At 66.9% G+C, this 18797-nt stretch carries 17 protein-coding genes; 9 read left to right on the top strand and 8 right to left on the bottom strand.

Annotation, left to right across the window (positions count from 1 at the left end; genetic code table 11):
• From E6K79_08310 to E6K79_08300, 3 genes are all read right to left on the bottom strand, one after another.
• Window positions 1–547, bottom strand: a 547-nt coding sequence (locus tag E6K79_08310) for an FkbM family methyltransferase (GenBank protein TMQ64147.1), incomplete at its 3' end; no start/stop codon positions are given.
• Window positions 548–589: 42 nt separating this feature from the next.
• Window positions 590–1585 (bottom strand): glycosyltransferase, encoded by a 996-nt coding sequence (locus E6K79_08305; GenBank protein TMQ64143.1) that lies wholly within the window; start codon window positions 1583–1585, stop codon window positions 590–592.
• 22 nt (window positions 1586–1607) lie between these two features.
• A complete protein-coding gene (locus E6K79_08300; GenBank protein ID TMQ64142.1) occupies window positions 1608–2570 on the bottom strand; it encodes a GDP-L-fucose synthase in 963 nt (320 codons plus the stop codon).
• 96 nt (window positions 2571–2666) lie between these two features.
• Between E6K79_08300 and E6K79_08295 the strand changes: the two genes are divergently transcribed.
• From E6K79_08295 to E6K79_08280, 4 genes are all read left to right on the top strand, one after another.
• Window positions 2667–3920, top strand: coding sequence for an O-antigen ligase family protein (locus tag E6K79_08295; GenBank protein TMQ64141.1), 1254 nt, complete (start codon window positions 2667–2669; stop codon window positions 3918–3920).
• Window positions 3887–5083: a glycosyltransferase gene (locus E6K79_08290; protein TMQ64140.1), complete on the top strand. Its 1197-nt coding sequence runs from the start codon at window positions 3887–3889 to the stop codon at window positions 5081–5083. The genes E6K79_08295 and E6K79_08290 overlap by 34 nt, the downstream gene beginning before the upstream one ends.
• 80 nt (window positions 5084–5163) lie before the next feature.
• The gene (locus E6K79_08285) at window positions 5164–6873 is read left to right on the top strand and encodes a hypothetical protein (GenBank protein ID TMQ64139.1); all 1710 of its coding nucleotides are present in this window, start codon (window positions 5164–5166) and stop codon (window positions 6871–6873) included.
• 3 nt (window positions 6874–6876) lie between these two features.
• Complete coding sequence (locus E6K79_08280) at window positions 6877–8004, top strand: hypothetical protein (protein ID TMQ64138.1); 1128 nt, start codon at window positions 6877–6879, stop codon at window positions 8002–8004.
• Between the two features lie 46 nt (window positions 8005–8050).
• On the opposite strand, the gene E6K79_08275 is transcribed toward E6K79_08280, so the two are convergent.
• Window positions 8051–9007, bottom strand: coding sequence for a glycosyltransferase family 2 protein (locus E6K79_08275; protein TMQ64137.1), 957 nt, complete (start codon window positions 9005–9007; stop codon window positions 8051–8053).
• A 50-nt stretch (window positions 9008–9057) separates the two neighbouring features.
• On the opposite strand from E6K79_08275, the gene E6K79_08270 reads away from it, so the two are divergent.
• Genes E6K79_08270 through E6K79_08255 form a run of 4 tightly spaced genes read left to right on the top strand, consistent with a single transcriptional unit; the run spans window position 9058 to window position 13555 of the window.
• On the top strand, window positions 9058–10542 hold the full coding sequence (locus tag E6K79_08270) for an O-antigen ligase family protein (protein ID TMQ64136.1): 1485 nt from the start codon (window positions 9058–9060) through the stop codon (window positions 10540–10542).
• A gap of 13 nt (window positions 10543–10555) precedes the next feature.
• A complete protein-coding gene (locus E6K79_08265) occupies window positions 10556–11959 on the top strand; it encodes an undecaprenyl-phosphate glucose phosphotransferase (GenBank protein TMQ64135.1) in 1404 nt (467 codons plus the stop codon).
• Window positions 11884–12666: a DUF268 domain-containing protein gene (locus tag E6K79_08260; GenBank protein TMQ64134.1), complete on the top strand. Its 783-nt coding sequence runs from the start codon at window positions 11884–11886 to the stop codon at window positions 12664–12666. The genes E6K79_08265 and E6K79_08260 overlap by 76 nt, the downstream gene beginning before the upstream one ends.
• A gap of 10 nt (window positions 12667–12676) precedes the next feature.
• Window positions 12677–13555, top strand: a complete 879-nt coding sequence (locus tag E6K79_08255; protein TMQ64133.1) for a hypothetical protein — start codon at window positions 12677–12679, stop codon at window positions 13553–13555.
• Window positions 13556–13588: 33 nt separating this feature from the next.
• On the opposite strand, the gene E6K79_08250 is transcribed toward E6K79_08255, so the two are convergent.
• The gene (locus tag E6K79_08250; protein ID TMQ64132.1) at window positions 13589–14950 is read right to left on the bottom strand and encodes a hypothetical protein; all 1362 of its coding nucleotides are present in this window, start codon (window positions 14948–14950) and stop codon (window positions 13589–13591) included.
• Here E6K79_08250 and E6K79_08245 point away from each other — a divergent pair.
• A complete protein-coding gene (locus E6K79_08245) occupies window positions 14661–15860 on the top strand; it encodes a glycosyltransferase (protein ID TMQ64131.1) in 1200 nt (399 codons plus the stop codon). The genes E6K79_08250 and E6K79_08245 overlap by 290 nt on opposite strands.
• Here the strand turns inward: E6K79_08245 and E6K79_08240 are convergent.
• The 3 genes from E6K79_08240 to E6K79_08230 all read right to left on the bottom strand — a co-directional run.
• Window positions 15814–16872: a glycosyl transferase gene (locus E6K79_08240; GenBank protein TMQ64130.1), complete on the bottom strand. Its 1059-nt coding sequence runs from the start codon at window positions 16870–16872 to the stop codon at window positions 15814–15816. The genes E6K79_08245 and E6K79_08240 overlap by 47 nt on opposite strands.
• Window positions 16869–17999, bottom strand: a complete 1131-nt coding sequence (locus E6K79_08235; GenBank protein TMQ64146.1) for a DegT/DnrJ/EryC1/StrS family aminotransferase — start codon at window positions 17997–17999, stop codon at window positions 16869–16871. The genes E6K79_08240 and E6K79_08235 overlap by 4 nt, the downstream gene beginning before the upstream one ends.
• A 35-nt stretch (window positions 18000–18034) precedes the next feature.
• Window positions 18035–18797, bottom strand: a 763-nt coding sequence (locus E6K79_08230; GenBank protein ID TMQ64129.1) for an NAD-dependent epimerase/dehydratase family protein, incomplete at its 5' end; no start/stop codon positions are given.

Below are 18797 nucleotides of genomic sequence, written 5' to 3'. Positions count from 1 at the left end.
CGACCGGCCGGGTTCTCCGAAGCGTTTGCACACCACCCTGAAACACGCCTAGTTCTCCGCCCTCCACGTCTATCTTGAGGAATGCGATCGGAAGATCTGATGGGATCACCCTATCGAGCGTTTCCATGGAGACCTGCAGTTCGCGGACGCTTTCGTTCGGGAGGTGTTCCAACCGACGCCGGAGCCCACTCAGGGCGGGATGCTCGAGCATGAAGTGGTACGTGACCTGTCCTGTCTGCGCCCCCAGGGCGTACGGATATACACGGGTTCGCGGAAACGCCTTATGGAGGCGTTCGAACTTTCCCGGCAGCGGCTCGAATGCGAAGTGATGTCCACGCGGCGCAAACCGGAGCATATGCCGGAGCATGCCGCCCTCGAAGGCCCCGACGTCAATGGCATTCGAGTCCGGGCGCAACGCACGACGCATGATGGCAATCGTTTGGGAATCGTACAGGCTGCTCTTGCTCCCGGTGAGCGCGGAATGAGCCCGTTTGACCGGTGCTTCCCAGGGAGTTCCGATAATCGCTCGTTTGATCAATTCGCGCATCGCGGGTGACAATACGGGATGCTCAGGCTCAGCGGAAGCCGATTACCCGGCCGGCCGCCGGAGCGATCCGCTCGCGATCGCCCGGCGGAACCCGCGCGCGTAGGCGAAGACGAGGACGAACGGCACGCAGAGACACACCGGAAGTCGAAGCAGGTTGAAGCCCCATTTGGCCCAGACCACGAGGAGAGCGAAGGTCGCGATGAAGACGAAGGCTGCGGCCAACCCAGCCTCACCGACGAGGGTGGCGGTGAGCGCGGCAACGATCGCGAGCAGGAACGCGAAGCAGGCGCGCACGAAGAGCCGGCGAAGGACGAACGGGCCGATGCGATGGACCTCGATTCGATCGCGGAATTCCTCCGGATGGCGCGCCGCAAGGAGCGCGTCCATCTCGTAGCGTCGGGCCCATCGCAGTGGATCGAGGTAGCCGACGTGCTCCACCGGGTGGGCCACCCGAGCAGAGGGTTCGCGTGCCTCCTTCGCGCCCTCGTCCTCCAGCGTGAATCCAAGGTCGGAATCCTCCCGGAAGTAGATTCCTCGCCCCGCGTCGAAGAATTCCTCGCAATAGCCGCCCACCTTCTCGAAGAGCTGTCGGCGGACGAAGAGGTTCGTGGGCAGGTAGGCGAGGTGATCGGGGTCCGGGCGCCGCGTCGGCCGACCGTCGGGACGGACCGTGGCGCCCTCCAGCACATCGATCGCGGGCTCTCCCTCCAGACGCGCCGCCGCGCGCTCGAGCCAGTCGTTCGCGGGGAGGCAGTCATCCTCCGTGAATGCCAGGTAGTCGCCGCTCGCCACCTGCGCCGCCAGGTTCCGCGCCGTGCCAGGACCGCGGCGCGCGCGGGATTCGATCGTGCGGCCGCCCAACGCCGAGAGTTTGACCGATATCTCCGGCGTTGCCGCTGCGCCGTCGAACGAGACCAGGATTTCGAAGCGATTTCTGGAAAACGTCTGGCGGGCGAGGGCTTCGAGGAGGGGGAGGAGCTTCGAGGGGTCGCCGCGGGTAGGGACAACGACCGAAAAGAGCGGGTTGCCCTCTGTCACGCGCGCAGAACCGCCGCAGCGTTCAGCGGCGCGACGTGCCGGCGCCCGCGGGAGCGCGGGCCTCGGAGCGGAACCACTCGATCGTGCGGCGAAGTCCCACGTCGAACGATGTAGTGGCGCGCCACCCCAGAAGCTCCTCCGCGCGCGACGTGTCGAGGCTCCGCCTGGGCTGCCCGTCCGGCATCGAGGGATCCCACTGGAGGCGGCCCTTGAAGCCGGTGAGGGAGGCGATCTTTTCGGCCAGCTCCCGGATCGAGATCTCGAACCCGGCGCCGATGTTCACCGGATCGCTTCCCTCAAGCCGCTCCACGGCGGCCACGATTCCCTGCGCGGCGTCCTCGACGTAGAGGAACTCGCGGGTCGCCTTGCCGGTGCCCCAGACGTCGATCTGCATCGCGCGGGCCTCGACCGCTTCCACGCACTTTCGGATCAGGGCGGGAATCACGTGGGATGTCTCGGGATCGAAGTTGTCGTGCGGGCCGTAGAGGTTCACGAGCAGCACGTTCGACGCGTCGAATCCGAATTCCTGGCGGTAGGCCTGCGACTGGACGAGGAGCATCTTCTTCGCAAGCCCGTAGGGGGCGTTCGTCTCCTCGGGGTATCCGTTCCAGAGATTCTCCTCGTGGAACGGCACGGGCGTGTGCTTGGGATAGGAGCAGATCGTCCCCACGCTGAGAAAGCGTCCGACTTGAGCGCGGCGGGCGTGCTCCATGAGGAGCGAGCCCATCATCATGTTCTCGTAGAAATAGGTGCCCGGGTAGCGGCGGTTCGCGCCGATTCCGCCCACGGTGGCGGCAAGATGGACGATCGCCTCGGGTTTCAGGTCGGCGATCATCCGCTCCACGTCGCTCTCCTGAGTCAGGTCGTACTCTTTGGAGCGGAACGTGGCGGCGTTCCGATACCCGCGCGCTTGGAGCTCGGCCATGATGTGGCGGCCGAGAAATCCGGCGCCGCCGGTGACGACGATTCGGATGTCGGGAGACATCGGCCCTCCGGAGGGTGCATTCGGACGCGGATTCCGAGCGAGTTTCCCGCACGGGCGGGGCGATGTCAAGGAAGCCCCCGGGCTTGACCGGGCCCGATGCATGGCCCACGATCGGCGGCCATGTCCTCCGCGATCGAGCGCTCCGCAGCGCTCTCGTTTCTCCTTCTCGCCGCCGCGCTTCCCTGGTCGATCGCCCCGATGTCCATCGCGGTCGCGCTCTGCGGCGCGCTCACCCTCGCGGCGTGGTGGCTGCCGGGAGGGGTGCGCTGGGTCCGAACGCCGCTCGATCTCCCGGCGCTCGGCTGGATCGCGGCCCTCATCGTGGCCACGGTGGCCTCCCAGGATCCCTCCGGAAGCACCGGTCGGATCACGAAGGGTCTCCTCCTCGCGATTGTTCCGGTCGCGGCGTACCACGCGCGCGATCCCAAGCTCGCGAGGCGCGCGGTCGTGCTGCTGCTCGCATCGGCGGCGATCGCCACGATCTACGCGTTGGCCAAGTTCGTGGCCCAGGGCGGCGCTTTCCCCGTGCGCGTGCGCGGCGCCGTGGGCCACCCGCTCACCTACGGCGGACAGGCGATGCTTCTCGCGACGGTGGCCGCCGCGATTCTCCTTCGCGTCCGTGACCGCCGTTGGCGAGTCGCCGCCTTGGCGCTCCTCGCCCTTCTCGCCCCAGCGCTCCTGGGGAGCTATACCCGGAGCGCGTGGATCGGGACGCTCGTCGCGTTCGGCGTGCTCCTTGGATTCACACGCGCGCGATGGCTCGCGGGGCTCGCGGCGCTCGTCGTCGTGCTTCTCCTGGTTCTCCCGCACGGGTATCGCGAGCGGGCGCTCAGCGCCTTCGATCCGAGCAATCCATGGAACGTGGAGCGCGTGCATCTCTGGACGGCGGGATGGCGAATCTTCCAGGCGCATCCGATCACCGGAGTCGGGCTTCAAGACCTGCACCCGTGGATCGAACGCTACCGCCCGCCGGGGCCGCACGAGCAGCACGGGCATCTTCACAGCATTTACGTCCAGATCGGCGCGAGCATGGGGGTCGTGGGTCTCGCGGCTTTCGCCTGGCTCGTGATCGGTCTGTATCGGACCGCTGGATTTGGGCTCAGGCCCGACGTTCGCGCGGCCCGTGCCCGCGCCACCATGCCGGCGGAGGCAGCTGGGCCGGTCGACGCCGACGGCATGGGCTTGGCGCTGCGGCTCGCAGCCGTCGCGGCGCTCACGGGGTTTCTCGCGGCCGGGCTCTTCGAGTGGAATTTCGGCGACGAGGAGCTCCTCGACCTCCTCTTCACGCTCGTCGGGGTCGCCTACGCCGCGAGCGGATGGGGACGGGAATGGCCCGGCGCTCGGCGATAGTCCTGACTCCCCGGCTCCCATGGCCGCTCGACGACGGGGGTCGCATCGCGTCATGGCAGACCGTCTGGGCTGCCGCCCAGACGCACGACGTGACCCTTCTCACGTTCGTCCCGGCGGGAACGGAGGCCGAGTCGCTTCCGCCGGAACTTGTCGCTCTTGGGATCACCGTGGGGCGTGTCGCGCATCGCCCGCCCCCACTCCCCATCGCCGCGGCTGCGGGGCTCTTCGGCAGCAGGCCCTACACGCTCGCGCGTTACTGGAGTGGGGCACTCGCGGCCATGTTGCGCGAGCGGGTCGCGGTTTTGACCCCGTCCTACGTGTTGGCGAACCACCTCCACATGGCTCCGTACGTCGAGGCGATCGGCGGTACGCCGATGGTTCTGCGTGAGCACAACGTCGAACATCTATGGATGGAGCGATACGCGCGAGATCGCGGACTCACGCCCGCCGGGCTCTACGCGCGCGCACAGGCGGTGCGGCTGAAGCGCGCCGAAGCGTCCCTCTGCCGAGCGGCGGCGCTCACCCTCGCCATCCAGGAGGGTGAGACGGAGGTCCTTCGCGCTCTCGCGCCGGGCGCCCGCGTCGCGACCCTACCTGTTGGCATCGACCTCGCCCGCTACCCTCCGCGGCGTCCGGCGGAACCGCCGGTGCTCCTTCTGGCGGCTTCGTTCTCGTGGCCCCCCAACGTCGACGGAGCGCTACGCTTCCTGACACAAGGTTGGCCTCGTGTTCGGGCCGGCGCGCCGGAAGCCAGGCTCCGCCTGGCGGGCAAGAGCCCGCCCGCCTCGCTCATCAAAGCAGCCAAGCGGGCCGGGGCAGAGCTCGCCTCCAATGTCCCCTCGATGCCGGAGGAGTTCGCGTGCGCGACGCTGCTTCTGGTGCCGCTCTGGACCGGGGCTGGAGCGCGCGTCAAGATCGTCGAAGCCATGGCGGCACGGCTCCCCGTGGTAGCGACGCGCTTCGCGTGTGAGGGGCTCGGGCTCACGCCGGGCACGCACTACCTCGAAGGCGAGACCGCGGCGGAGCTCGCGGGCACCCCTGAAACGGACGATCACCGCGGCAACGCTCCTGCACACGCGGGGCGCGCTGTGGCGGAGGAACGCTGGTCGCTCCCCGCGGTGGCGCGCCTCCAGAACGAGCTGGTGGCACAGGTGGCCCTGTAACCCGGCTCGATTTTCGCCTCCTGACCCCCCGCACGAAGCATCCCCCGGGACCCAGGAAACGCGCTAAACTGCAGGGGACCATGGCGCGCCTCTTCGACGGAGACGTCCTCACGAACCTCAAGACTATTCCCGACAAGCACTCCGCGGTCCGAACGACGTCGACATCTTCCAGGAGCGGCCCCCGAAGACCTGGGTCGTTCTTGGGTGCGTGCCTCGGAGCCGCGGCTGCGCTTGCCCTCGCCTGCGGGTCCGCTCGCGCCCAAACTTCCGGTGAGGATGTGCTCCGCACGCTGCCCGAGGGCGTGACCATGCCGCCGGGGGACGGAGGGGCCTCGCCATCCGCCGGTTCGCGGCCGACGCTCGCGGGTCCTGTCGACCCTGCGACGTACCGTCTCGGGCCGGGAGACGTATTGAGTCTCGAGTACGGGGGGAAGGCGCTCGCCGCGAAGGTGCTCACGGTAGATGCTGAGGGGCGCGTCCGCGTGCCCAACCTCGGGCTCGTCGCCTTGGGGGGCAAGACTCTCGCCGATGCGCGAGCCGACATCATCCAGCGATTGCGCCCGTATGTGCCGGGTGCTTCCCTGGACCTCCGCCTCCTCGAACCACGAACCTTCAACGTCTACGTTCTCGGCGAGGTCAAGACCGTCGGCACAAAGCAGGTCTCTGGTGACGCCCGTGTGCTCGAGGCCATTGAGGCGGCGGGAGGGACTACCCCGAACGCCTCGCGACGGAACATTCGCCTGCTTCATCGCGACGGCCATGCCGACCTCGCGGACCTCGAGCGCTTCGAGCGAACGGGGGATTGGGACGGAAATCCGTACCTCCAAGACGGGGATCGCGTGATCGTTCCGGTGCTGACTGAGCGCATCGGAGTTTTCGGGGCGATCGCCCGAGCGAGTTTCTATGAGTTCCGCAACGGCGACAGTCTGGGTACCCTCCTCCGAATCGCCGGGGGGCTATTGCCTGAAGCCCGTGTCGATTCCGTGGTGATCGTCCGTTTCAGGGGTGCCCGCGAGCTCGACACGCTGTACACGAGCCTTGATCAGGGCTCCGACGGCGAGGCGATCGCGATGCAGGCCGACGATCGGGTTTTCATCCGCCCGCAGCCGGAATGGCATCCGATCCGTCAGGTTACGGTCAGCGGAGAGGTGCGGGCCCCGGGAACCTACCCCATCGATGAAGGTCGAAGTCGGGTCAGCGATTTGGTGGTCTGGGCGGGTGGTTTTACCCCCCACGCCGCGGCGCGCATCGTACGCCTCGAACGGGACGGAATCGGAACCGCGAGTGACGTCGAATTCGAGCGACTGAACCGCCTGTCGCGCGGCGAGATGACGAACAGCGAGTATCAGACCTTCCGCAGCAAGCTGGCCGTGCGCCAATCGGCCTACCTTGTAGATTTCTCGAGCGGGCGACCGTCTCCGCCGGAGGCGGACGTTCCACTTCGCGACGGGGACCACGTCCACGTTCCCCGGCTCGAGCTGGCCGTGCGGGTGGACGGTTCGGTGAGAAGTCCTGGAATGGTGGCGTTCCAAGCGGGGTGGTCCGCGGGCGATTACATCCACATGTCCGGGGGGACAACGCGCCGCGGCAACGCCGGTGACGCGCGGCTCACGCATTCCGGGAGCAGCAACACGGTCTTCGCGCGTGACACCCACCGCATCGAGCCGGGGGATTTTATCTGGGTCCCAGAGAGGAAGGACACATCGTTCTGGGCCGTGTTCCGCGACGTTATCATCGTCACCGGACAGGTGGCCACGACCGTTCTCGTTATCCACCAGGTGACCAAGTAGGCGATGGGCCCCGAAACGTATAAACGCGATGAACGCACCCCCGAGCTCGCTACCCGCGAGGTTCGGTCGCAGGTGGCACCCGAGGGGGAGCCGAGCTTCTCCAGTTACGCGGCCAGCGCGAGGCCGTTTCGGCTCCGGGCCGCATTCATCGTTCTCGTGGGAACTCTGCTTTCCGCCACTGTGGCCCTCTTGTGGCCGCCCACCTACCGAGCCGAGACCGTTCTCCTGCCACCCACCGAAGAAGAGACCGGATTCAATGTGTCCTCGATGTTCCGCGGCCTCAACGTTCCAGGGATTCGGGTCCCGAGTAGAACGGGCCCCGAGGATGTGACGATGGCCATCCTGCACAGCCGCCGGATCGCAACCGTTCTCGTGGGTCGCTTCGATCTCAAGAATGTCTACAGGAGCCTTCGCGAGGACATCGCGATCCGAGAGCTACAGAGGCGATCGACATTCAAAGTTGGGGACACCGGTACGATCGTCATTCGCGTCGAGGACCCCGACCCCAAACGCGCCGCGGACCTCGCAAACGCCTACGCCGAGGAGTTGGACCGTTTCAACCGCGAGATACGGATGACCAAAGGCCGGCGCATGCGCGTCTTCGTGGAGCAGCGTCTCTATGATACCGAGCGGGACCTGCAAAAGGCTGAAGAGGCGCTGCGTCGCTACGGTGAACAGCACCGCACGGTCGGCCTAACCGCCGGCGAGCTCTCCGCAGTAGAGAGCTCGGCGCGGCTTTTCGCCAGCCAGGCGGCCCTCGACGTGCAGCTCGGCGTCGCGCGCCAGTATGCCGCGGAGAACAGCGAGGAGGTCCGCCGTCTACGCCAGCAGCTCGATCAGGTGAACCGATTGATCGGCAATCTGCCCGAGTTGGGGCTCGAGCTGGCGCGCCTCGTCCGCGAGGTCAAGATCCACGAACAGGTCTTCTCCCTACTCTCGGCGCAGCACGAGGAGGCGCGCATTACCGAGGCGCGCGATGTGACTACCGTGGAAGTCCTGGACCCCGCGGATCCTCCCGAGCGGCGGTTCTGGCCGCGCCGCGGGCTCCTGACCGGGATCGGCTTCGTGATTTCGGTCTTTGCGGCCTTGGCATGGATCGCATGGAATGTGCGGAGGTCCCGCCCAACGTAGACCGCCGTCATCGCGGGGAAGTCAGGAGATGCCCGAGATGGGGTTGCTACAGCGGGAGTCCCCGTAGGACCCATCGCGCCGCCGCGCTTAACGAGGTTAGGCGAAGCCGAAGAGGCTCGGGGACAGGGCGACCCATTAGCGAAAGCCCAAGCGCTTGAGCCTCGCGCCAGGCGAATCGAAGGAGCACCGATACGGCGATCGTTGCGCGCGCGGCCATGACCACAAGGGAAGAACGGTGCTTCGAGAGAAAGCGCAGCCGTCCTCTCAGGTTTTCCACGAACATCGGTCCTGCGATCGGGCCGCTGCTCGCGCCCCCCACGTGAATCACGGCCGGCTCGGGCAAGAACACGATGCTCCAGCCGGCGCGACGGATACGACGGCACCAGTCCATCTCCTCGCCGTACATGAAAAAGCCGGGGTCGAGACCGCCCACGGCCCGCACCACCTCTCCCCGAGCCACGAGAAAGGCGCCGTCAACCCAATCGACCTCAGCGATCCGGCCATGGTCGAACCACGGCATGTACAAGGAGGAAAGCGGGCGGAGCACGGGCAGGAGCCGGTGGACACCGAACGTCTCTCCGAGCAGATTGCGAAATCCCAGAAAGGCGTGGCTCGAACGCTGAAGGTCCCCGTCTGGATGGACGAGCCGCGTCGCCGCGACGCCCGCCTTGGGGTTGCCCTCCAGATACCGCACGCAGGTCGCGAGCGCAGTCGGCGACGGTACGGTATCGGGATTAACGAGTGCGTAGAACTCCGCAGTCCCCGGGCTCAGTATCTGGTTGTTAGCGCTTGCAAAACCGACGTTGCTCAGATTTGCAATCAAGCGAACTCGCGGAAACTGACGACGAACGAGATCGGCGCTGCCGTCCGAGGAGGCGTTGTCGACGACGTGGATGTCAGCCTCTACGCCTTGCTGTCTTTCGAGAGCCGAAAGGCACTGCGGGAGATAGGAGGCCGAATTGTAACTCACGACGATTACGGAGCAGCGCGGCGTGTCGGTCATGATTCCGGCCAGTGGGGGGTCATGCGGGAGAGCGATGGTACTCGTGAGTCATGGACCGGCAGCATACCATCGCTGCGGCGTTCCCGCTTTTTCCGGCGCTCTTGGCGACGCATAACATCCCCAGAATGACACACACTACTGCAGTGGCAGCGGTCCCGCCACGAGACGAGAAGAAACGGTGGAGTCGGGCGATCCTCATCGCCGCGGCGATTCTCGCTCCCGCCGTGATCCTCATCGCCCTGGTGACACGCGCCGGGTTGCTGCTCGTTGTCTCGGGCGGCGCGGTCGGCCTCGTCCTCTGGTCGCTACTTGATATCCGCGCGACCTTTCTCATCGGCGTGCTGCTGGCCACGTTCGTCGACTATGAGACCGGCCACCTCACCCTGGAAATGACTGTGCTCTGTGCGTGGTTCGCTTGGATCTCCCTCCTGTTGTTTTGGCGAAGCACCTGGAAGTCGTGGGTCCGTCCGCCCTCCGAGCTGCTGCAGGGGCTGGCGGTCTGGCTCGGCGCCTGCGCCGTCGGCGTGACCCTCGGGCTTCTTCATGGGAACAACATTCGGAGCCTCGGCATTGAGGTGGCAGGCGCGCTGTGGCCGGCTCTAGCGCTAGGCATGATGCAGGTTTATAAGCGGAGGAACGCGGTCTATGCAGGGCTAGGATTGGTGGCGATCGGCCTCGTCCACACTGGATTCGGCCTCACCATGCTGCAGATCTACCACCGGCGCTTGGGCGGGATCTATTTCACCACGGTGACAGGAATGGTTGCCGTCGGACTCTGGACGGTAGCCCTTCTAGCACCAACCCGGAAGATGCGCGTGTTCTGCCTGTTCGCCATGATCCCGATGCTCGCGCATCTTCTCTTCTCCTTTACGCGAGGGTATTGGCTTGGATTCATCGTTGGGCTCGCCCTTGCTACCATTCTGTCGTGGCGCAACCTGGGATGCTTCGAGCCCCGCGTCCGTTCCCGCCGTTTCCTCCTACTCCCTGCGCTCGTCGGAATCTTCGCGGTGACCGCCGGGCTCTCGACTGTCTATTTCGGCAAGGGCGACCTTCTGTCCTCCATCGGACGGCGCTTCAGCGCTTCCTTCTCGACGGACCTGGAAGGTGAGACCGTCTCCAACATCTTGCGTCTCGTCGAGTGGGAGCGGGCCGTCAACGCAGCACTCGAATCCCCGGTCATCGGGAATGGGTTCGGCTTCGCCATCATGAATCGCGATCCCTTTCTCGGCACGACCCGAGAGCAGTGGTTCGTTCATAACTATTACCTCCTCATCTGGCTCAATTTGGGAATCGTCGGCCTCGCGGCTTTTGGGTTTCTACTCTGGAAGCTGATCCGCGCGGCGAGTCGGGTGGCGGGGGAAGACCCCTTCTGGCTCGTTCGGGCATGGGCAATCGCCGCAATCGCGGTGACCGGACAGGTGCTCGTGATCCTGCTGACGAACTACTCTCTAGCCGATGTGAACACCGCCTTCGCGTTCGCGTACATCTGGGGCGTTTTCTGGGCCCTCCGTGCGGACGCGAAATCCACCGCATGATAGACTGCGCCACTTGACCATGTTTGCCCGCCACCGGCAGCTATTTCTAACCGGAATCTTCCTCCTCGACGGCGTGCTGATCTTCGGCTCGTGGGTCGCGGCCTATTGGGTGCGATTCCAGTGGCTTCGCCTCCCGGCGCCGCTCGGAATCCCGCCGATCAAAGGCTACGTTTGGCTCGGCGCCGTCATCACGCCGCTCGCGCTCCTCGTCCTCCGCTCCTTCCACCTCTACCGCTCCGCGCGGACCGCGCGCCTCTCCCAGGAGCTCTGGACTCTCGTCCAGGGGATCGCGATCGTGACGGCGCTTGCGGCGCTCACCTCGTACTTCTGGCGGGGCGAGCTGGCGCGCTCGGTCCTCCTTCTCTTCGCGATCTTCGGGGCGGGCTCGCTCTGCGCCGCCCACCTGTCGATCCGCGTCGCTCTGCGCGCGCTCCGACGCCGGGGACGAAACCTCCGCCACGTCTTGATCGTCGGGACCGGAGAGTTGGCGGAGCGGGTCGCGCGGAAAATGGCGGTGCAATCGGACTACGGCTTCAAGGTGGTGGGAATCGTGGGCGCCGGCGCTGCGGACATCGGGAAGCGGGTCGCCGACCACGACGTAATCGGCACGGTTTCGGAGCTGCCGGCACTTGCCAAGGAGACGGGCGCCGAGCTGGTCTACCTCGCCTTGGCGCGCACCGAGCACGAGGCCGAGCTCGAGGCGCTCGAGCGGCTCAGCGACTCGACCGTTGCCGTCCGGCTGGTGCCGGACCTGGCCCGCGCTTTCACCTTGAACGCGAGCGTGGAGGATTTCGACGGAACCCCTGTGGTGCTCGTCACCGAGACGCCGGAGCAGGGCTGGAACATGGTGGCGAAGCGGGCCTTCGACATGCTCTTCGCGGGGCTTGGCCTCCTCCTTCTCTCGCCGCTGCTTCTCGCGATCGCGCTCTGGATCAAGCTCGATTCGCCGGGGCCGGTCTTCTACGCGCAGGAACGGGTCGGCGTGAACGGACGACGGTTCCTGATGCTCAAGTTCCGCACGATGCGAACCGACGCGGAGGCGACCGGACCGCAGTGGAGCCGCGCCGCGGATCCCCGGCGGACGCGCGCGGGTACGATACTGCGAAAGCTGTCGATCGACGAGCTTCCACAGCTCTGGAACGTTCTCGTCGGACACATGAGCCTGGTGGGACCGAGGCCCGAGCAGCCCGTGTTCGTGGATCGGTTCCGGGCGTCGATCCCGCGCTACATGCTCCGCCACCACGTGAAGTCGGGCATCACCGGATGGGCCCAGGTGAACGGCCTCCGCGGCGACACGCCGCTCGAGCGGCGGATCGAGTACGACCTCTACTACATCGAGAATTGGTCGATGGCCTTCGACATGAAGATTCTGTTCCTGACCCTCGTGCGCGTCTTCCACGACGCCAACGCCTACTGAGGCAGGGCGTGCGCCGCGTCCACATCTCGGTCCCGCTCCCGGAGGGACTCTATGGCGCCCTTCGCGGGCTCAAGCGGAGCCTACGTCCGAGGGCGGAAGGCGGGCGGGATCTCTCCGGGGACCGCGAAATCGAGTGGTCGTGGGTGGCCGCGCGGATCCCACAAGGCTCCGGGGAGGCGATCGACTTCGGCTGTGGGCAGAGCCCCCTCGGCGTGGTCGCGGCGCACGCCGGGTTCCGCGTGACCGCGGTCGATTTAGGCGAGGTCGCGTGGCCGTACCGGCATGAGCGCCTCAAGTTCCTCCAAGGGGACATTCTCGAGCTGCCGCTCGAAGAGGCGCGATTCGACCTCGCGATCAATTGCTCCGCGATCGAGCACGTCGGGATCGCCGGCCGTTACGGCGTGACGGAAGGGCATGCCGACGGCGACCTGGCCGCGATGGCGCGCCTGCGCTCGCTCCTCCGGCCCGGCGGTCTCATGCTCCTCACGATCCCCGTCGGCAGCGACGCCGTCTTCGCGCCGTGGCATCGCGTGTACGGCCCTGAGCGCCTGCCGAGGCTTCTCCAGGGATTCACCGTCGAGAGCCGCGAGTTCTGGCTCAAGGACCTGGAGAACCGCTGGGAGCGAAGCGACGAGGGCCCGGCGCTCGCCACGCCCTCGCGCGAGCGACTCTACGGGCTCGGCTGCTTCGTGCTGCGCAGGTCCTGAGCCGCGGCCCGTGCTCACGATCTTCACCGTCCCGAAGCCGTTCGACGGGCACATCGGCATCATTCAGCGGAACGCGATCCAGAGCTGGCGCTGCCTCCGTCCCGCGTGCGAGGTGATCCTCTGCGGGGACGAGCCGGGAACGGCCGAAACGGCGGCCGCGCTGGGCACCGATCGGATTCCCGCTGTGGACCGGAACGAATTCGGGACCCCGCTCTTGAGCTCGGTCTTCGCCGCCGCCGAGGCGCGCGCCCAGCGCGACCTTCTCTGCTACGTGAACGCTGACATCCTCCTGCTCTCCGATTTCGCGGAAGCGGCAGGGCGGGTCGCCGCGGCGAAGAGAGCCTTCCTGATGGTGGGTCAGCGGTGGGACCTCGATGTGACGGAGCCGCTCGCCTTCGGCGACCCGAGCTGGGAGCGGGAGCTGCGCACGCGCGTGGAGCGAACGGGCCTGCTACACCCACCGAGCGGGAGCGACTACTTCGTCTACCCTCGCGGCGCGTTGGGAGCCCTTCCGCCCTTCGCGGTGGGACGCCCCGGCTGGGACAACTGGATGATCTACTACGCGCGCGGTCGCAAGATGCCGGTGGTCGATGCCACCGAGGCGACGCTCGTGATCCATCAGAATCACGCCTACGGCCACGTGAAGCAGGGGACCGGCGCGGCCTGGGAGGGCCCCGAGGCCGACCGGAATCTCGAGCTGATCGGAGGGAAGGAGCGGATCTTCACGCTCGCCGACGCCACGCACCAGGTCACGCGCGCCGGGCTCCGCCGCGCGCTCACCCCGGCTCATTTGAAGCGGCGGCTGAGGACGGCGGCGGTTTTTTCGCCGGCGCTGGGCTGGATCTACCGAATCTTGAGACCTTCCGAGCGAACTCCGCGGCCTCGCTAGCCCGGAACCCGCCCCGCGGTTCCCTCGACCCCGCTAGGCCGAAACCCAACGAGCCAGGGCCGCCAGCGCGAGGGCGGATCCCAGAACGACGGCCAGGTCCTGCTTCGTGAGCGTCACGCCCGCGCGGCTCATCGCGATCCCACCGAAGCAGAGCGAGAAGAGGCCCGCGCCGGCGTAGGCAAGCGGGAGGCTGAGCGTGCCCAGGTTCGCGTGCGAGAGGACCGCGTAGGACAACGCGAGGCCGATCGCGGGGGCGATCCCGATCGGAAGCCAGAGCCGGGCTCCCCCGGTGGGGAGCGCCCCGACCGCCCACGCGTTCATGCCCACACGGCAGAACTCGCCCCAGAGCGTCCACGCCATCAACGGACGCGCCGGATCGAAGCGGCTGGAGTAGAGGAGATGGAGGAGTGGTGCCGACGCGACCATCGCCAGCGCGAAGATCGGCGCCGCCAGGAGCATGAGCGGCCGCCAGTGCCGCCTCGTGTAGACGCGGATCTCAGCGGCGCCCCCCAGCCCGCTCACCTTTCCGAAAGCGTAATTCGACAGGTAAGCGTAGAAGAGCGTGCCCACCTGCTGTGACAACGCCAGCGCCGCCTGGAGCAGCCCGTTCGCGGCGACTCCGTTCACGCTCAGGTAATTCGAGCGGACCGCGAGCATCGTGCCCAGGTCGACCAACGTGAGCACCAGTGCCGCCGCCCCGACGCCCAGAATCGAGCGGGCCAGAGCCAGATCGAGCGGCGGTTTCGGCACCGGAGTAAACAGTCTCGCGTAGGAGCGCCGGTGCAGCAGCAGTACGCCCGCGATCCCCGCGGGGGCGAGCACGGCGATCCCGACGGCGCCGCCCGCAAGGCCCCAGCGGGGCACGAGGGCCAGCGTGGCGGCCACGGCCACGATGCCGCCCACGAGGGAGAGGGTCAGGTTGGCCCGGAGGTCGGACCGGCCCGCGAAGAGCCCGAACAGGACACCTTGGAACGCGATCCCCGTGGCCCCCAGCGCGGCCACGCGCACGAGGAGCGCGTGTTCGGTGGATCCCAAGAGCGCCCTGCTGATCGGGCCCGCGAAGGTCAGCCCCAGGGCCGCGACGAAAAGCGAGCCGAGGCTGGTAATGGAGAGCGCGGTCCAGATCGTCCGCCGCGCATCGTCGTCGTTCCCCAGCCCCCGCGCGGCGCCAACGGCGTGCGCCACCGGAAAGCCCACTCCCATGTTGGCAAGGCTGCCGAGCCACGCCTGCGCGGAGGTCGTCTGGGCCAGCACCCCGAGTCCGGCGGCGTGCAGGTGCGTGGCGAGCCATTTGTTTCGAATGATGCCGAAGAGCGAGCCGGAAAAGATGGAGCCGGATCCCATCGCGAACCGCAGCGAGCGATCCCACCAGAGCGTGAACCTTGATGTGGACATGGGGCCGGAGTGTCATAGAGGACCGTTCCCGTGTCAATCCGCGGACGGCTTGATTGCGGAGCGCGTCCTGAGGGAAGATGGCCGGATGGCAGACACTCGATCTCCCGCTCTTCCCATCACCGTCATCACCGTCGTGCGAAACGGCGCGCGCACGATCGAGGGGGCGATCGAGAGTGTCCTGGCTCAATCGTGCCGCCCCCTCGAGTACATCGTCGTCGACGGCTGCTCGACGGACGGCACGCTCGACATCCTCCGCCGCTACGGCGGCCGGGTCCGGTGGACGAGCATGCCCGACGACGGCCTCTACGACGCGATGAACCGAGGGATCGCCCGCGTTCTGGAGCCGGACACCTACATCCACTTCCTCAACGCGGACGACCGCTTCGCCGCGAACGACTCGCTCGAGCGCGCGTTGGCCGACTCCGGGGGCGCGGACTTCGTCTACGGGCGCCTCGAGCGGCGCGACGACGCACTGCGATACACCGACGTCGTAGGGCAACCCGTGGACCGGCCGGCGTTGCTCTTCGGCACGCGAATCGCGCACCAGGCGATTCTCTGCAAACGATCCGTATTCGACCGCGTCGGCGGCTTCCGGACCGAGTACCGGATCGCGGCGGACTACGATTGGCTGCTTCGAGTGTTCGAGGATCCCGGAATCACGACGCGCTTCGTCCCCGTCGTGGTCGCAAGCATGGGCTTTGGCGGCGTGAGCTGGGAGCGTTTCCCTGCGCTCGCCCGGGAGCGATTCCGGATCGTGCGCAGACACTACGCGTTCCCGGACGTGGTCCGGTTCTCCGTCTATACCGTATTCGGCGACTACCTGAGGCACTATCTACAACGGGTCCTTCGCCGACTCCATCTCCTCAACTTCGCGCGGGCACTGAAGCAGAGCCTGAGACGCGACGCTTAGAAGTCCCGGGGCGCGGCGCCAGAAGATAGTGGCCCGAGGCGAGCCCGATCCAAAACCGTCCCAGCCGTCGAATCCGTTTCACGACACGTTGGACGAACGGGGTGGGCAGCGGATGGCGCACGCTCGTCCCCAGCGAGGTGTTCCCGGAATGGGGCGAGATTTCCCCATCGGCTTCATGGAGGGCGCGGATGTACGGATGGTAGACATGAAGGCGCGCCGTTTTCGAAAGCCTCGCGCGGTATCGTGACAGGTTGGGATCGTAGAGGCGCCCGCCGAGGTGCCGGAAGCCGTGGAAGTGGAAGAACAGGAGCGGGCTCTCCCCCACTCGGAGCCGATCCCCGTCCCACCGAACCGGATGATCGGCGAGATTCCACGGGGCCGCGTTCGCGCCGGGATGGCGAAGGACCACAACCCCCCCGAACCGCCGCGGCCACTCGTCGAGGTACTTCTGCTCCGCGAACCGTCCCGGCTCGACGCGGTCGTAGCACCATTCCAGGCAGCGGTCGCGCCACCACTCGAGGCATGCCATGCCGTTCGCGTCGCGGCGGAACGAGATCCAGCCGACGTTATAGCGGCCGTACTGCTCGAGCGGTCCGAGGCGCTTCGAGATCCGATGCTCGATGATCGCGATGGACCCTCCGGCGAGCTCCTCGAAGAGCGGCTCGGGGTCCGCGAAAAAGTAGAGGTCGGCATCCACGTAGGTGAGGAGATCGATCCCAGGCTCTTCGCGGAAGACGTAGCGCGGCAGCGAGGCGGTGCATGTGAAGTAGTACTCCACGAGCGTCCGATTCGCTTTGGCGCGAAGCAGCGCGTCGTCCCCCCGCTCGAAATCCTCGAGCGCGATCGGGCGTATGCCGGGAAGCTCCGCGCTCGCGAGCGCCGCGTGGCACACCGGATCCATGCATAGGACCCAGAGCTGAAAGGGCCGCCCGAGCGCCTGCAGCGACCGGTAGAGCGCGAGACCCCGGGACAGGTAGTTGCGGTCAAAATAAGTGCAGAAATGCCGCATCACGCCCCGTTCACTGCGGCACGATCCCAGGAGAGGATCCACTCCGTGACGGTCCGCGCTTGCGAATCCGTGAGATGTGGATGCATCGGCAGGCTCACGATCTCACGGCAAACCTGCTCGGTATGGGGCAGACCGCCCGGCGCCAGGCGCGCTCGCGTGCGGTAGGCGGGCTGCAGATGAACCGGCTGGGGATAGTGGATCAAAAGACGGGTCCCGCGCCCTCCGAACTCCTCGATCAGGCCATCGCGCCTCGGGCTGCGGACGACGTACTGGTGGTAGACGTGCCGTCCCTCGGTCCTTGCGCGCGGCGGCGCGACCGATGAGCCGGCGAGCGCCTGGTCGTACATGGCGGCGATCGCCCGCCGGCGCGCGTTCTCGGCCTCCAGGTGCCGGAGCTTGACGCGCAGCACCGCCGCCTGGAGCTCGTCGAGTCGGGAATTGGTGCCGGCGAAGTCGCTGACGTAGCGCTCGCGCCATCCGTACTCGCGCAGGAGGCGAACGCGCTCGGCGAGGGCTGGATCGTCGGTCACGACGGCGCCGCCATCGCCCAGGGCGGCCAGGTTCTTCGTGGGGTAGAAGCTGAATGCGGCGATGTCACCGTGCGCTCCGACGCGACGTCCGTTCCACGAGGCTCCGTGGGCCTGGGCGCAGTCCTCGATCACGCGAAGGCCGTGCCCTCGCGCCACGGCGAGGATCGCCGTGAGGTCGGCGGGATGCCCGTAGAGATGCACCGGGATCACCGCCCGGACGGACGCCGAAGGGGAGGTGGCCCGTTGAGCCGCGATCGCCTCCTCCAGCCGCTCCGGGTCCATCGTGAACGTGCGCGGCTCGATGTCGACCAGGAGCGGGGTCGCCCCCGCGAGCTCGATCGCGGCGACGGTTGCGACCGCGGTATGGGAGACGGTCGCGACGGTGTCGCCGGGCCCGATCCCACAGGCAAGGAGGGCCAGGTGCAACGCCTCGGTTCCGCTCCCCACGCCGACCGCGTGCCGCACGCCGACGTATTCGGCAAACTCCCGCTCGAAGGCGGCCACCTCCGGACCGAGGATGTACCGGCCGCCCTCCAGTACTCCACTGATGGCGCTGTCGATCTCCTCCCGGTGGGCGAGGTAGTTCGCGCGCGGATCCATCGGCAGAATGGGAGGTGTGGTCGCCACGACGCTCGTCAGAGGTAGCGGGGAAGGTGTTGCCGGTAATACTCCAGCATTCGAGCCAGCCCCTCTCGCAACGTCACGCGAGGCTGCCACGAGAGGGCGGAGCGGATTGCCCGATCATCTGCGTAGTAGTCACCGACATCGATGCGCTTTCGGTCCGAGGGGAACGTGCGCTGCTCGTAGCGGCCGCCGCCGTTCGCGCTGACGAGCAGATCGGCCAAATCTTTAAGACTGATCGGGGGATCGGCGCCGCCCAGGTTAAACACTTTGCCGTCGGCCTCCTCACTGGCCGCCGCGAGCAGGAACGCCTCCACGGCGTCGTCCACGTAGGTGAAGTCGCGGAGTTGACTCCCGTCCCAGACCTCGAATGGTTTTCCCTCCAGAATCAGTCGCGTCCAGATTCCCAAAAATGTCTGGCGCGCGTCTTTGACTCGCGTTCGAGGCCCGTACGTGTTCGTGAGCCGGAGCGCGCAAGCCCGGATCCCGTATACGTTATTGTAGAGGACGTGGTAGGCCTCGCCCGCCATCTTGTTGATCCCGTTCACGTCCACGGGGATCAGGAGGTGTTTCTCGTCCACGGGGAGATACTGCGGCTTTCCATAGATCTGGCGCGTGCTGGCGAAGACTACCTTGACGCCGGGGTTGTGCTTCCGGCAGGTCTCGAGAATCGAGAGCTGAGCCCGCGCGTTGATCTCCAGATCGGTATTGGGATCCTGCATGGAGTCGAGATGGCTCGTCTGCCCCGCAAGGTTGAAGAGCAGATCCTGTCCCTGG

It is taken from the genome of Candidatus Eisenbacteria bacterium (assembly GCA_005893305.1).
In the GTDB taxonomy this organism is placed as follows: domain Bacteria; phylum Eisenbacteria; class RBG-16-71-46; order SZUA-252; family SZUA-252; genus WS-9.
Note: the sequence above shows the minus strand (reverse complement) of the source record. Positions and strands in the feature narration are given on the sequence as shown.